Source organism: Clavibacter tessellarius, assembly GCF_001618005.1.
In the GTDB taxonomy this organism is placed as follows: domain Bacteria; phylum Actinomycetota; class Actinomycetes; order Actinomycetales; family Microbacteriaceae; genus Clavibacter; species Clavibacter tessellarius_A.
In genome coordinates, this window is sequence record NZ_LQXA01000031.1 from 1 (window position 1) to 14,514 (window position 14,514).

General features: G+C 74.2%; 11 protein-coding genes. 5 read left to right on the forward strand and 6 right to left on the reverse strand.

All coding sequences use genetic code 11. The annotated features are described in order from the left end of the window. Both AWH51_RS08415 and AWH51_RS08420 read left to right on the forward strand, forming a co-directional pair. Positions 1–977 (forward strand): DUF3459 domain-containing protein (locus AWH51_RS08415; protein ID WP_131798123.1); only part of this gene is annotated, 977 nt, incomplete at its 5' end. 40 nt (positions 978–1,017) lie between these two features. Then, on the forward strand, positions 1,018–1,530 hold the full coding sequence (locus tag AWH51_RS08420; RefSeq protein WP_063071647.1) for a hypothetical protein: 513 nt from the start codon (positions 1,018–1,020) through the stop codon (positions 1,528–1,530). Between the two features lie 9 nt (positions 1,531–1,539). Here AWH51_RS08420 and AWH51_RS08425 read toward each other — a convergent pair whose 3' ends face one another. Further along, entirely contained in the window at positions 1,540–2,397 is an 858-nt protein-coding gene (locus AWH51_RS08425; RefSeq protein WP_063071648.1) for a LysR substrate-binding domain-containing protein, read from the reverse strand. A gap of 147 nt (positions 2,398–2,544) precedes the next feature. On the opposite strand from AWH51_RS08425, the gene AWH51_RS08430 reads away from it, so the two are divergent. Next, positions 2,545–4,068 (forward strand): MFS transporter, encoded by a 1,524-nt coding sequence (locus AWH51_RS08430; protein ID WP_063071649.1) that lies wholly within the window; start codon positions 2,545–2,547, stop codon positions 4,066–4,068. On the opposite strand, the gene AWH51_RS08435 is transcribed toward AWH51_RS08430, so the two are convergent. Next, entirely contained in the window at positions 3,977–5,008 is a 1,032-nt protein-coding gene (locus tag AWH51_RS08435) for an aldo/keto reductase (RefSeq protein ID WP_063071650.1), read from the reverse strand. The two genes, AWH51_RS08430 and AWH51_RS08435, sit on opposite strands and share 92 nt — an antisense overlap. 108 nt (positions 5,009–5,116) lie before the next feature. Between AWH51_RS08435 and AWH51_RS08440 the strand changes: the two genes are divergently transcribed. Next, entirely contained in the window at positions 5,117–5,791 is a 675-nt protein-coding gene (locus AWH51_RS08440; protein ID WP_063071651.1) for a metal-dependent transcriptional regulator, read from the forward strand. A 30-nt stretch (positions 5,792–5,821) separates the two neighbouring features. On the opposite strand, the gene AWH51_RS08445 is transcribed toward AWH51_RS08440, so the two are convergent. The 3 genes from AWH51_RS08445 to AWH51_RS08455 form a co-directional block, all read right to left on the reverse strand. Continuing rightward, positions 5,822–7,069 (reverse strand): Nramp family divalent metal transporter, encoded by a 1,248-nt coding sequence (locus AWH51_RS08445; protein ID WP_063071652.1) that lies wholly within the window; start codon positions 7,067–7,069, stop codon positions 5,822–5,824. 162 nt (positions 7,070–7,231) lie between these two features. Beyond that, positions 7,232–8,152: a hypothetical protein gene (locus AWH51_RS08450; RefSeq protein WP_081234999.1), complete on the reverse strand. Its 921-nt coding sequence runs from the start codon at positions 8,150–8,152 to the stop codon at positions 7,232–7,234. 112 nt (positions 8,153–8,264) lie between these two features. Further along, entirely contained in the window at positions 8,265–9,578 is a 1,314-nt protein-coding gene (locus AWH51_RS08455; protein WP_063071653.1) for an MFS transporter, read from the reverse strand. 78 nt (positions 9,579–9,656) lie between these two features. On the opposite strand from AWH51_RS08455, the gene purU reads away from it, so the two are divergent. Then, the gene (purU, locus tag AWH51_RS08460) at positions 9,657–10,529 is read left to right on the forward strand and encodes a formyltetrahydrofolate deformylase (RefSeq protein WP_063071654.1); all 873 of its coding nucleotides are present in this window, start codon (positions 9,657–9,659) and stop codon (positions 10,527–10,529) included. A gap of 82 nt (positions 10,530–10,611) precedes the next feature. Here purU and AWH51_RS08465 read toward each other — a convergent pair whose 3' ends face one another. Further along, the gene (locus AWH51_RS08465) at positions 10,612–14,229 is read right to left on the reverse strand and encodes a S8 family serine peptidase (RefSeq protein WP_063071655.1); all 3,618 of its coding nucleotides are present in this window, start codon (positions 14,227–14,229) and stop codon (positions 10,612–10,614) included. Positions 14,230–14,514: the final 285 nt, after the last annotated feature.

Genomic DNA, 14,514 nt, shown 5'->3' on the forward strand with positions numbered 1-14,514 from the left:
CCCGCGCCGCCGCCCTCCTCCGCGTGCTCGCGGCCGTCGCCCGCCGCGTCTCCCCCGGGGTCGCCCTGGCCGTCGCGGCCGACGCACCCGGTGCGCCCGCCGCCCTCGACGCCGACGCCGCCGTGCGCCTCGTCGACGACCCCGAGCGCACCGCCCTCGTCTGGGAGGCGCTCGCGACCCGCTCGCCCGCGCTCCTCTCCCGCTCGCTCGAGCGCCGGGGCGAGGCGCCCGCCGGCACCGCGTGGACCACGCGCGTCCGCGACCTCGATGCCCTGCGCTGGGCCTTCGACGACGACGACGCGCGCGCCCTCGGCATCGACCCGGACGAGCACCGCCGCTTCCTCACCGACTTCCACCTGGGCCGGTTCGCCGGCAGCCACGCGCGCGGCGTCGCGCACCCCGCCGGGGTCGCCGGCACCACGGCGTCCCTCGCGGGCCTCGAGCAGGACGACCCGGGCGCGGTCGAGCGGATCCTCCTCGCCCACTCCATCGCGCTCAGCAGCGGCGGCCTGCCGATCCTCGTGCTCGGCGACGAGGTGGGCCAGCTCAACGACTACGGCTACGACGACGTGCCCGCGCACGCCGACGACAGCCGCTGGGTCAACCGCCCGCTGCACCCGTTCGAGCGCTACGACCAGCGCGAGGACCGCACCACGAGCACGGGGGTCGTGCACGCCGGGATCCGCCGCCTCGTCGCCGTCCGCGGCGCCACCCCCGCCCTCGGCGGCACGCGCGTCGTCGGGTTCGACGCGCACCACCCGCACGTCCTCGGCTACCAGCGGCCGCACGCCGACGGCACGGTCCTCGTGCTCGCGAACCTCGGTGACGACGCCGCGACCGTGGAGGCCGCGACCCTCGGCGGGTTCGCCGAGCACGCCGTCGACCTCGTGCGCGACGAGCGGCTGCGCCTCACCAAGGGCATCGTCCTGAGCCCCCGAACGTTCGTCTGGCTCCAGGCGGCTCCCGACCTCGCGTGACACACTCGCAGGCGGATTCGGGTCGGCACGGAGGAACGGCATGAGCGACGAGGGACGCGGCACGGGCCGGCCTCCGGGGAGCCCGGGCGGCGCCTCGGGGTTCGCCTGGCCCATGTGGGTCAACATCGGGTGGATCGCGCTCGGCGCCTGGCACGTGCTGGCTCCCGTGAACGACGCGTCCGGCTGGCTCGGCCTCTTCCAGATCGCCGTCGGCGCCTTCGGGATCCTCGCCTCCCGCCGCCGCGCCCGTCGCCTCGCGGAGGCCCAGGCCGACGCGATGCCGCTCGAGGAGGCCACGCGCCTCCCCGCGGACGTCGGCGACGACCGCGCCCGGCCCGACGAGGCCGCCGTCGCGCACGCCGAGCTCGACGCCCGCCTCCGCGCCCTGGCCATGCAGCTCGAGCAGCCGGGCACCCCCGGCGCCGATCCCGACGAGCCCGAGACGCCGCACCAGCCCGGCCCGCGCAGGCGGGGTCGGTGGGCCCGGAGCCGCGGACGCGTCCGCGACGACGGCCTCGCGGACGACGGCCTGCCGCCGGTCGCCCGCTGGTAGCGGCGGCCCTCAGCTCGCCCGCGCCACCCCGCGCGACATGATCGCCGACGTCAGCGCCTCGATCGAGTCCCGCGGGCCCGCCGGGTTCGCCATCAGCACGTAGTCCACCTCGTCGAGCTCCGGCAGGGCGAGGCGCGTGGTCACCTTCACGAGGTCGGTCGGGATCAGCGCCTGCGGCAGCACCGCCACGCCCATGCCCGCGCGCACCGCGGCGAGCACGCCGTTCACGTCGCGCGTGCTGCAGGTGACCCGCCACGTGCGCCCGGCCCGCTCGAGCGCGTCGATCGCCATCTGCCGGCTGATGCTCGGCGCCCGGTACGCGATGAGCGGCACCGTCGCGCCCGCCTCGATGAGCGTGCGCTCGAGGCCCACCCACACCATCCGGTCGCGGCCGACGCGACGCTCGGCGGGCTGCTCGTCCACGGTCGTCTTGGTGAGGATCAGGTCGAGCTGCCCCGCGAGCAGCCTCCGGTGCAGCGGCCCGCTCTGCGTGACCGTGAGCTCCAGCTCGATCTGCGGGTGCAGCTGGCGGAAGTGCCGGAGGATGCGCGGCAGCTGCGTGATCGCGAGGTCATCGGCGGTGCCGAAGCGGAGGCGGCCGCTCACCTGCGATCCGCCGAAGTAGCTCTCGGCCGCCCGGTGCGCCGCGAGGATCGTGCGCGCGAAGCCGGCCATCGCGTCGCCCGCGTCGGTGAGCTGCATGTCGCGGGTGTCGCGCGCGATGAGCGTGCGGTCGACCGCGCGCTCCAGCCGGCGCACCTGCTGGCTCACGGTCGGCTGGCTGATGCCGAGGCGCGCGGCCGCCTGCGTGAAGCTGCGGGTGTCGGCCACCTGCAGGAAGGTGGCGAGCAGGGTCGGGTCGAGCATCGTCGCTCCATTCGAGATCGTGATGCCACTCATCATGTCGAGACGGGATCCGAATGGGAAGTCCCGGGGTAGCTTCGGTGACGGCCCCACGAGGGCCGCACCCATACGGAACCGATCCGCCGATACGCAACGCATACCGCAGGACTGATGACACCGCCGCCGAACGCCTTCCCCCCGACCGCCCCGCTCCCGATCCAGACCCGCCGCCCGCCGTGGCGCCACACGCTCATCGCGCTGAGCGTGCCGAACTTCCGCCGGTTCACGGCCTCCAACGTCATCGCCATGACCTCGGGCTGGATGCAGCGCATCGCCCAGGACTGGCTCGTGCTCGAGCTCACCGGCAGCGTCACCGCGGTCGGCATCACGGTCGCCATGCAGTTCGCGCCCATGCTGTTCTTCGGCCTGCTCGGCGGCGTCATCGTCGACCGCTGCTCGAAGCGGATGCTGATGATGATCACCCAGGGCACCTACGCGCTCCTCAGCGCGCTGCTCGCCGTGCTCACGCTCTCGGGCGCGGTCGAGGCGTGGCACATCTTCGCCATCGCGTTCGCGACGGGGCTCGTCACGGTGATCGACAACCCGGCCCGTCAGGTGTTCGTCACCGAGATCGTGGGGCAGGAGCACCTGCGGAACGCGATCAGCGTGAACTCGTCGGTGTTCCAGCTCGGCGGCATGGTGGGGCCCGCGCTCAGCGGGATCCTGCTGCTCGCGGTGGGCGCCGGCTGGTCGTTCGCGATCAACGCGCTCGCGTGCGTCGTGGTGGTGCTCACCCTGTGGAGCCTGAAGACCCGCGACCTGGTCCGCATCCCGCCCGCCCCGCGCCGCCGCGGCCAGCTCGCGGAGGGCCTCCGGTACGCGCGGTCGAAGCCGACCATCCTCTGGCCCGTCGTGCTCGTGGCCGTGTTCAGCGTCTTCGGCCTCACGATGCCCGTGCTGCTCGCGGCGTTCGCGAGCGACGTCTACGACGTGGGCGCGGGCGGCTACGGCTTCTTCAACTCGATGGTCGCGATCGGCGCGCTCACGGGCGCGCTGCTCTCGACCCGGCGCACGAGCGTGCGGCTGCGGACCATCGTGGTGGGCGTCGGGATCACCGGCGTCCTGCAGGCGGCCGCGGGGCTGATGCCCGGCATCGCGCCGTTCGCCGCCGTGCTCGTGACGGTCGGCATGGCGTCGCTGCTGTTCCAGACCGCCGCGAACTCGCTCGTGCAGCTCTCCAGCAACGTCGCCATCCGCGGCCGGGTGATGAGCGTCTACGTGCTCGTGCTCCTCGGCGGCCAGGCGATCGGCGGTCCGCTCATGGGCGGGATCGTGGAGGCGTGGGGCGTGCACGTCGGCATGATCGTCTCGGGCGGCGTGCCCGCGCTGGCCGCGATGGTCGTCGCCGTGGTGCTCGCGTGCCGCGGACAGCTGACCCTCGAGGTCGTGGTGCGCCGGCACGTGCCGCGGGTGCGGATCACGCCGCGGGCCGAGCGCCCGGGCCGGTCGCGCCCCGCCGGCCGTGCGGGCGACACGACGACGCCGGCCCCCGCCACGGCGCCGATCCCGTCGCCCGCGGCGACGGCGACCGGCGCCGTCCCGGTCAGCCGCGCACGTCGATCGCGCGGTGGCGCTGCTGCACGCCGGCCGGGCCGTACGGGTAGTCGGACACCACGGGCGCGCTCACCGCGCTGAGCGACGCGATCTCCTCGGCCGTGAGCTCGAGGTCGGCGGAGGCCATGTTGTCCTCGAGCTGCTCCACGGTGCGGGCGCCGAGGATCACGCTGGTCACCGCCGGCTGCGCCTCGAGCCACGCGAGCGAGACCCGCGCCGACGTGGATCCGTGCGCGTCGGCGATCCGACGCACCTCGTCGAGGATCGCCCACGTGCGCTCCTGGCCGTTCCGCGGCGTGAACGCCTCCATGCCGCGCTCCGGGTCCTCGCCGAGGCGGGTGGCACCGGTCGGCGTCTCGTCGCGGCGGTACTTGCCGGTGAGCCAGCCGCCCGCGAGCGGCGACCACGGCAGCAGGCCGATGCCCGCATCCCGCGACGCGGGCACGATCTCCGACTCGATCTCGCGCACGAGCAGCGAGTACTGCGGCTGCAGGGTGACGGGCGGCGTGTACCCGAGGGCCTTCGCGACGTGCACGGCCTTCGTCAGCTGCCAGCCCAGGTAGTTCGAGAAGCCGTAGTACGAGATCTTGCCGGCGCGCACGGCGTCGTCGAGGAAGCGCAGGGTCTCCTCGAGCGGGGTCACTGCGTCCCACGCGTGCATCTGGTACAGGTCGATCGTGTCGACGCCGAGGCGCCGGAGCGAGTCGTCGAGCGCGCGGGTGAGGTGGCGGCGCGAGGTGCCGACGTCGTTGTTCCCCTCCCCCATCGGGAAGCGGCCCTTCGTGGCGACGACGAGCTGGTCGGCCTCCGACGGATGCGCCTTCAGCCAGCGCCCGACGATCTCCTCGGAGACGCCCGACGTGTAGACGTCCGCCGTGTCGATGAACGTGCCGCCGCCGGCGACGTACGCCTCGAGGATGCGGCCCGAGGTCTCCTCGTCCGCCTCCGCGCCGAAGGTCATGGTGCCGAGCGCGTAGGTCGAGACGACCGCGCCGCTGTTCCCGAGATTCCGGTACTGCATGTGGTTCCTCCATCGGATCCGCCGCGGGCGTCCCTGCCCGCGGTCCCGTCCAGCATGCACCGCCCGGGCGGCCGGGAGCCGGTCGCGGGCGCTCGGTACCATGGCGGCATGTCCGTCGACGAGCTGTCCAGCGCCGCGCAGGACTACCTCAAGCTCATCTGGTCGGCGACCGAGTGGACCGACCAGCCCATGACCGTGTCGCGGCTGGCGGAGCGGCTCGGGATCCGGCCCGCCACCGCCTCCGACGGCATCCGCCGCCTCACGGCGCAGGGCCTCGTGGAGCACCGGCCGTACGGCAGCATCGAGCTCACCGACGACGGGCGCCGGCACGCGATCCAGATGGTGCGCCGCCACCGGCTGCTCGAGACGTTCCTCGTGGAGGTGCTCGGCTACGGCTGGGACGAGGTGCACGACGAGGCCGAGGTGCTCGAGCACGCGGTCTCGGACGACTTCGTGGCGCGCATCGACGCGCACCTCGGGCACCCGTCGCGGGATCCGCACGGCGACCCGATCCCCTCGGCCGACGGCGAGCCGCACCTCCCGGACGCGACCGTGCTCGCCCACGCCGCCGCCGACCGGCCCCTGCGCGTGCGCCGCATCTCCGACGAGGACCCGCGCCTGCTGCGCGAGCTCGCGGAGCACGGCATCGGGCTCGACGCGACGCTCGTGCGGTCACGCGCGTCGGGCGGTGCGGCCGCCGTGCTCGTGACGGTCGACGGATCCGCGGTCCGCCCGCTCACGCCCGCCGCCGCCTCCGCGGTGTGGGTCTCCGCGGCCGACTGATCCGCGGCCCGCCGACGCGCCCCGGCGCGCTCAGCCCGTGACGGTCAGCACCACGAGCGCCACGTTCAGCACCACCACGAGCGACACCGCCACCCACGCCGCGATGCGCGTGAGCGGCCGGTCGACGTGCGCGCCCATCACGCGGCGGTCGCCCGTGAGGCGGATCAGCGGCACGAGCGCGAACGGGATCCCGAGGCTCAGCACGACCTGGCTCACGACGAGCGCGGTCGTCGGGTCGACGCCGATCGCGAGGATCGCCAGCGCCGGGATCAGCGTCACCACGCGCCGCGCGAGCAGCGGCACCTTCACGTGCAGCAGGCCGCCCATGATCGCCGCGCCCGCGTACGCGCCGACGGACGTCGACGCGAGGCCGGAGGCGAGCAGCCCGACCGCGAAGACGACGCCGACGACCGGCCCGAGCGACGCCGTGATGGCCGCGTGCGCGCCCTCGATGGAGTCGGTGCCGGGCACGCCGCCGAGGCTCGCGGCCGCGATGAGGAGCATCGAGATGTTGACGGCGCCGGCCACGGCGAGCGCGGTGATCACGTCCCAGCGCGTCGCGCGGAGGAGCCGCCGGAGCACGCCGTCGTCGGTCTGCACGCCGTGCCGGTCGCGGCTGAGGGAGGAGTGCAGGTAGACGGCGTGCGGCATCACGGTCGCGCCGAGCATGCTGGCGGCGAGCAGGACGCTGTCCGGCCCGTCGAAGCGCGGCACCAGGCCGCCCGCGATGCCGGACGCGGAGAGCGGGCTCACGACGAGGCCGGTGAGGAAGCCGACCGTGATCACGAGGAGCAGCGCCCCGATCACGAGCTCGAACGGCCGCTGCCCGTGCCGCGACTGCACGGCGAGGAGGCCGATGGAGACGAGCCCCACGATCACGCCGCCCGCCAGCAGCGGGATCCCGAACAGCAGGTGCAGCGCGATGGCCCCGCCGATGACCTCCGCGAGGTCGGTGGCCGCCGCGATCAGCTCCGCCTGCACCCAGAACGCGCGGCGGCGGGTGGTCGGCAGCCGGCGGCCGAGGAGCTCCGGGAGGCTGCTGCCCGTGACGAGCCCGAGCTTCGCCGACTGGTACTGCACGAGCACGGCGATGGCGTTCGCGGCGACGAGCACCCACACGAGCAGGTAGCCGTAGCGCGCGCCCGCGGTGAGGTTCGCGGCGACGTTGCCCGGATCCACGTAGGCGATGGCCGCGACGAACGCCGGCCCGAGCAGGAGGACGAGCCGCGGTCCCGTGACGGGCCGGCGCGCGCGGCGCTCGGGGGCGGTGCGGGTCATGGCGGCCTCTCCGTCGAAGTGTTAGCCGAGGCTAACATCCGTTCGCGCACACGCGGGAGGGCCCGTCCGGATCGGACGGGCCCTCGGGTCGTGCGGCGAGCGCGGCGGGCGGCCGCGTGCGGATCGCGTGCGCGGATCGCGTGCGCGGAGAGCGGGTGCGGATCAGCTCGCGGAGCGCCCCGGCGCGAGGAACGCGGAGTCGTCCGCCTCCTCGCCGCGGATGATCCGCACCCAGTGCGCGAGGAACGCCGCCCCCGCGTGGTCGTGCACGAGGTCGCCCGCGGTGAGCACCGGGTACGGCGTCGCCGGGATCCCGTCGGCGGGCCGCACGTCGACGTGCGCGACCTCGTGACCGTGCTCGTGCAGCCAGCCGGCCATCGCGTAGTCGGTGCGCGAGTCGCCGACCGTGCGCCAGCGCAGCGGCAGCGGACCGCTGTCGGCCAGCAGCTCGAGCGCGCGGGAGGCGCCGAGGTCCTTGCCGAGGCGGATCGACTCGATGTCGGTCGAGATGATCGTCGGATCCACGCGCACCTGCACGCGCCCCTCCGCGTCCGGCACCTCGACGCCCTCGAGCACCGAGCCCAGCCCGTGCGCCTGGAGCATCTCGACCGCGCGCGCGTCGAGCTCCGGCTGCACGGCGAGGTAGTCGGCGGACGACACGCTCGTGAGCTGCTCGAGCGAGACCATCGCGTGCTTGGTGGCGTCGAAGAACATCCAGTCGGCGAAGCGCTCCTCCACGAGCCGCTCCATGTCGCGCATGAACGCCTCGGGCAGCGCGAGCGACCGGTCGACGTGAACCTCCCCCGCACCCGCGGGCGAGATCGAAAACCACGACGCGCCCTTCTCGCACACGGCGTTCACGCGCGCGCCCTCCGGCAGGCCGGCGGCGAGGAGCGGGCCGACGACCTGCTCGCGGATGAAGGCGTCCGACCGGCCGGTGTTGAAGACGATGGGCACGCCCGCGGCGGCGAGCTCCACGAGGTCGGTCGCGATGCTCGGGATGGCGAGGGTGCGGGTGATCGGGCTGGCGATGGGGCCGTCGACGTCGAGGAGGAGGCCGAGGGGCGCGGGGGTCGTGGTCACGGCTCCATCCTCGCGCAGGCACGCGGCGCCACGGGACGGCTGGGGACCAGCGACGGCCTCCCGCGCCACGGGACGACTGGGGACCACCGACGGCCTCGTGGGTCCGGCGGCGTCAGGCGTCCGCGCGCGCGGCGGTCGCGCGACCCCGGGCGGCCCGCCCCGCGGATCCGACGACGAGCACCACCGACACCGCCATGACGACGAGGTACGCGACCGGCAGCGTCGGGAGCCCCAGCCCGTCGAGCAGCGCGCCGCCGGCGAGCGCCCCGCCGCCGATCCCCACGTTGAACGCCGTCGTGTAGAACGAGCTCGCCGTGTCGCGGAACGACGGGTGCGCGGCGTGCAGCATGCGCGTCTGGAGGAGGGACGGGATCGCGCCGAACGCGAGGCCCCAGAGGAGGAAGCCGGGGATCGCGACGCCCCACATGCCCGGCGCGAACGCCAGCGCGCTCACGCCGAGCGCCGCGGCGGCGAGCCCCGAGACCACGCCGAGCTGCGGCCGGCTCGAGAAGACCGTGCCCGCGATGAGGAGGCCGACGGCCCCGGCGATCCCGTAGCCGAAGAGCATGGCGCTCAGCTGCTGCTCGGGGATGCCCATCACGCGCGTGACGAACGGGTCGACGTACGTGTAGAAGCCGTACTGGCCGATCATGATCACCATCGCCGTGAGGCACACCAGCAGCACGCCGCCCACGCCCTGCCCGGCCATGCGCTCGCGGAGGGGGACGCGGCCCACACCCGACGCGGCCGCGGGGGTCTCGCGCTCCGGCCGCCCTACCGCCGGCAGGAACCGCCAGGTCAGCAGGATCCCGAGCAGCGTCAGCACGCCGATCCCCGCGAACGCCGCGCGCCAGCCGAACGCCTGCCCTGCCGCGGTGCCGAGCGGCACGCCGAGCACGAACGCGAGGCTGCCGCCGCCGACCGTGAGGGCGACCGCCCGGCCGATGAGCGCGGGCGGCACGAGGTGCGCCGAGTACGCGCCGACGACCGCCCAGAACAGGCCGTGCGCGAGCCCGCCGAGCACGCGCGTCGCGACGACGAGCTCGAACGTGGGCGCGAGCGCCGTGAGGAGGTTGCTCGTCGCGAAGACCGCGAGCACGGCGAGGAGCAGCGCGTGCCGCGGGACCCGCCGGGTGAGGGCCGCGAGCGGCGCGCTCGAGACCACCACGGCGATCGCGAACACCGAGACGAGGAGGCCGACGCGCGACTCCTCCACCCCGAGGTCGCCGCTCATCTCGCTGAGGAGGCCGGTGGGCAGCGTCTCGCTCGTGACGCTGAGGAACACGCACGCGGCGAGGGTGAGGATGCCGACCCAGGGGAAGCGGAAGGCCGGATCCGACGGGTCGTGCGGCGGCACGGGCGTGCGCCGGCCGGCGTGCGCGACGCGGTCGGGATCGGGCAGGAAGATGGGGGAGGTGTTCGTCATGGAGACCCACGGGACGTCGACGGCGGGAGAGCTCCCGGGGCCGGCGGGATCCGCCCGGCCAGTCGCTAGCCTAGACGGATGACCGACCAGGCCACCCCGGCGCGTGCCCCGCACCGCGTCCTCAGCTTCTCCTGCGACGACCGGCCGGGCATCGTCCACGCCATCGCCGGGGCCATCGTCGAGGCCGGCGGCGACATCACCGAGTCGCAGCAGTTCTCGAGCGCCGACACCGGCCGCTTCTTCATGCGCCTGCAGATCCAGAGCGCGGCCGACGACGACCGGCTGGCCGACGCCCTCGCCGCGGTCGTCGAGCGGTACGACGCGACCTGGCACCTCGACGAGGTGGGCCGGCCGCTGCGCACGCTCGTGCTGGGATCCACCGCCGAGCACTGCGTGAACGACCTGCTCTTCCGGCAGCGCGCGGGCCAGCTGCCCGTCGAGATCCCGCTCGTGCTCAGCAACCACGGGAAGCTCGCCGACCTCGCGGGCTTCTACGGCGTGCCGTTCGAGCACGTGCCCGTGACGGACGACGCGTCGAAGCGGGCCTTCGAGGAGCGCGTGATCCGCGCGGTCGAGGAGCACGACGTCGAGCTGGTGGTGCTCGCGCGCTACATGCAGATCCTCTCCCCCGAGCTCTGCGCGCGCCTCAGCGGCCGGATCATCAACATCCACCACTCCTTCCTCCCCGGCTTCAAGGGCGCGAACCCCTACAAGCAGGCGCACGCGCGCGGCGTCAAGCTCATCGGCGCGACCGCCCACTTCGTCACGAGCGACCTCGACGAGGGGCCGATCGTGGAGCAGAACGTCGTGCGGGTGGACCACTCCCGCAGCGCGCGCGAGCTCATGGCCATCGGCCAGGACGAGGAGTCGCGCACCCTCACGCAGGCCGTGCGCTGGTTCGCGGAGCACCGCGTGCTGCTCGACGGCGCGCGCACGATCATCTTCCGCTGACGCACCGCCGCGCACGACGGAGGGGGCGGGCGCCTCGCGGCACCCGCCCCCTCGGAGGTCATGACTCGGGATCAGTCGCGGATCAGCGGATCACGAAGATGTGCTTCCGCGAGCTGGTCTCCGCCGCGTTCGCGTCGTCGCCCGCGTAGGCGGCGGTCACGGCGTACAGGCCCTTCGCGTACGCCGGCAGCCGGACGCGGCCGGTGCCGGACGCGTCCAGCGCGACCTCGTACGCGTCCCTGCCGACCGTGACGGTGACGCTGCCCGTGGGCGCCGCCTTCGCCGCGCTGTCGACCTCGACCGTGACGACGGCCTTCCGCGCGCTCGTCAGCACCCATGGCGTGACGGACACCGTGACCCTGCTGGCCAGCTTGATCACGACGGGCTCGCTGGTCGCGGTGCCCGCGGGGCCCGCGGCCGGCTTCGCCGTCACGACGACCGTGAGCGACTTCCCCGCGACCGACTTCGCGGCCCGGTAGGTCGCGCGCGTCTGGCCGGCGAGCGGCTTCCCGCCGGCGGACCACTGGTACGAGAAGGCCAGACTCTCGGCGTCCCACGTGCCGGGCGACGCGGTGAGCGTCCGGCCGACGGCGGGCGTGCCGGTGATCACGGGCGGCGCGGTCGCGACGGGGGCCGGGATCGCGCCCGACTCGACGCGCACGTAGGTCGTCGCCGCGGAGCCCGAGTAGGCGACGCGACCGAGGTACGACGTCTCGGGAGCGAGGCCGGTCCACGACGCCGTGTAGGTGGCCGGCCGGCTCTGCACCGCGTCGACCGGGTCCGGGGACACCCGGAAGCCGCCCTCGTCCGTCGTCGTGGACAGGTCGTACTCCGTGACCGTCCACTCCTCGGTCGTCTCGCCCTCGGGGACCGAGAAGACGTCGACCTTCACCACGTACTCGCCGGCGACCGGCTCCTCGATGGTCACGGACTCGTCGGCGGACTCGGTGGCCGAGGTGTACGTCGCCGCCACCTTCCCGTCGACGACCCGGGTGACCGTGAGGTCGAGGTCGGCGGCGTCGTCCGCCGAGTCGAGGTCGATCCGGGTGGCCAGCTGGCCCTCCGGGACGGTCACCGGGTAGGTGGCCGACGTCTTCGCGGGGCCGGATCCGGTGACGGGCGACGAGGCGTCCTCCGGGTCCGGGATCACGACGCCGGCGGTGAGGCCCTCGGCGGTCAGCGCGATCGGGCCCGTGGTGCCGGGTGTCACCGTGACGTCGACGGAGCCGTCGATGCCGGTCCCCTGCACCTCGGCCGGGGCCGCGATGGCGACGGGGTTCACGGCGACGGGGCTGCGCACGACGTGGTCGGCGCTCGTCCAGGTGAGCGACCCGGTGGCGTACGCGTCGACGGGCGCCGTGGTGCGCGTGAACGCCACCTCGTACGACTTCGTCTGGCCCGCCTCGGTGAACTCGAGCGTGGACGGGGTCACGTCCGCCGTGATGCCCGCGAGCCCCTGCACGCTGGCCGCGTAGGTACCGGGCCCGGTGGAGGTGACCTCGCGCGTCACGGTCTCGGAGCCGGTGAGGGCGCCGATCGCGATGCTCGCCAGGTTGAGCTCCGACGGGTCGACGGGGTCGATGCCCGTCGCGTAGCCGAGGGCCGCGAGGTACGCGACCCAGTCGCTGCGGTCGTTGAGGTACAGGAGGCCCGCGTCGAGGTAGCGGCGCGCGTCCACGTGGCCGGCGCCCTGGGCGAAGGGATCCGTGACCGTGCCGCCGTCCGCGTCCACCGTGTCGTACGCGGTGGTCATGAGGGCCGACTTAATCTCGGAGACGGGCGCGTTCGGGCGCTCGCCCAGGTACAGCAGCGCGAGGCCGGCCACGTGCGGGGCCGCCATCGACGTGCCGGACAGGAGCGCGAAGGTCGGGTCGCCGCCCTCCGCGTTGTTCGTGGCCGCGATGATCGAGACGCCGGGCGCCGCGACGTCGGGCTTCAGGATGTCGCTGCCGTCCGCGAGCACCGGGCCGCGCGAGCTGAAGCCGGCGACCTGCGGGGTCGGGGCGGACACGCCCGTGACGTTGTCGGGCACGAGGGTGACGGTCGCGCCGGACGTCGCCGCGTAGGCGGAGACGGCCGCGTAGACGTCCGCGTCGAGGTGGACGGTCGGCACGGCGTGCGTGTCGGCGTCGATCGAGTTGGGCGTCGGGTTCACGAGGACCATGCCGATGCCGCCGGCCCGCTCGACCTCGGCCGACTTGGCGGTGCGGTCGAAGGTGCCGCGCTCGCACAGGACGATCGTCCCGGCCGCCTCGGCCGGGTCGAGGGATCCGGGTCCGCACAGGTTCGGGGTCGTGGCGCCGGCCGCGGCGACGGAGGCCGCCGTGACGAAGGCGCCGGTCACCGGCTCGGTGACCGTGATGGACGAGCCCGCGAACTGCTGCCCGTCGCCGAGCTTCGCGGTGGCCTCGAAGTTGCCCGCGACCGTGCTCGCGGCGACCGTCGTGATCCACGGCGACGCGTTGTCGAGCGTGGAGGCGTCGGGCCCGGAGTTGCCCGCGGATGCCGAGACGAAGATGCCCGCCGTGGCCGCGCCGAGGAACGCCTGGTCGGTGGCGGAGAACGTGGTCCGCGCGGCGCCGCCGCCGATGGAGTAGTTGATGACGTCCACGCCGTCCTTCGTCGCCTGCTCGATGGCGGCGACGAGATCAGCGCCCGCGCAGCCGTCGTCGGTCTGGACGGAGCCGTCGGGGCCCGACCAGCAGACCTTGTAGGCCGCGACCTTCGACGCGGGCGCGACGCCCGAGATCTCGCCGAGCGGGTTGCCGTCGATGGTGGCCTCCACGCCGGCCTCGCCCGCCGCGGTGGACGCGGTGTGCGATCCGTGGCCGTCGCCGTCGCGCGGGGAGACGTACTCGCCGGTCGCCGCGGTGCCGATGTTCGTCTTGCCGAAGCCGTCGACGAAGTAGCGCGCGCCGACGATCTTCGTGCTGCAGTCGGCGGCCGTGAACTGCTCGCCCGTCTGGCACACGCCCGCGAACTGCGTGCCGTCGCCCTTGTCGAAGCGGATTGTGGACCCGTCGAGGTAGGGCGCGTCGCCCTTCGCGGTGCCGAGCGGCTCTCCCGCGAAGGACGGGTTCTCGGGGGCGATGCCGGTGTCGATCACGCCGATCACCGCGCCCTCGCCCGCCTCCTCCTGACCGCCCGTCTTCGCCCAGACGCCGTCGGCGCCCGTGAGGTCGAGGAAGTCGGCCGCGGGGGTGGAGGTGGGGTGGTAGATCCGGTCGAGCTCGACGCTCTGGACCTCCCGGTCGCTCGAGAGCTCGGCGGCCTGCTCGGCGGTGAGATCGGCCGAGAAGCCGTTGACCGTCAGCGAGTACGAGTAGTCGATGTCGGCGCCGACGCTGGCGGCCACATCCTGCTGCTGCTGCTCGAGGTGGTCGGTGTAGTCGACGACGGGGGCGGACCGGGCGTCGAGCTGCGTGCCCGAGCGCGCCTGCGTCGCGGGGAGTCCCGCGATGCCGCCCTGGTACGTGGCGGCGGCCTGGTCGACGAGGGTGACGATGTAGCGGCCGTCCTCGAGGTCGGCCGCCTGCTTCGCGACGGTCGGCGCGGGCGCGGCCATCGCGCCTCCCGCTCCGAACGTGACGAGGCCGGCGGCGACGAGGGCGGTGGCGGCGACGGAGGCCGTCGCCCGGCGCAGGGAGGCTGCGCGGTCGGACTCCGGGCGGAGCCGAGGGGAGCGTGGGATCACGAACACGTCCTTCAGATGGGGATCGGTGGCCCGAACGCGCCCCTTGCGACGCGCACGAATCCTCAACATACCCCGGGTATTCGCCCTGAGAAGGGCTCCGTGTTACCACCGTGTAACGGTTGCCGAAGGCACTCAGATGCCCGTCATCTCGGCGATCTGCCGACGCCGTGACACCGAAGTGAGTCTGTGCCGATGCCCCGCGCACGGCAGGTTTCCAGCATCCCGTCCGGCCGGATCCGCGCGACACCGCGCGCGCCGCGCATCGCCCCGGGCACGCGGGAGGGGCGGGTG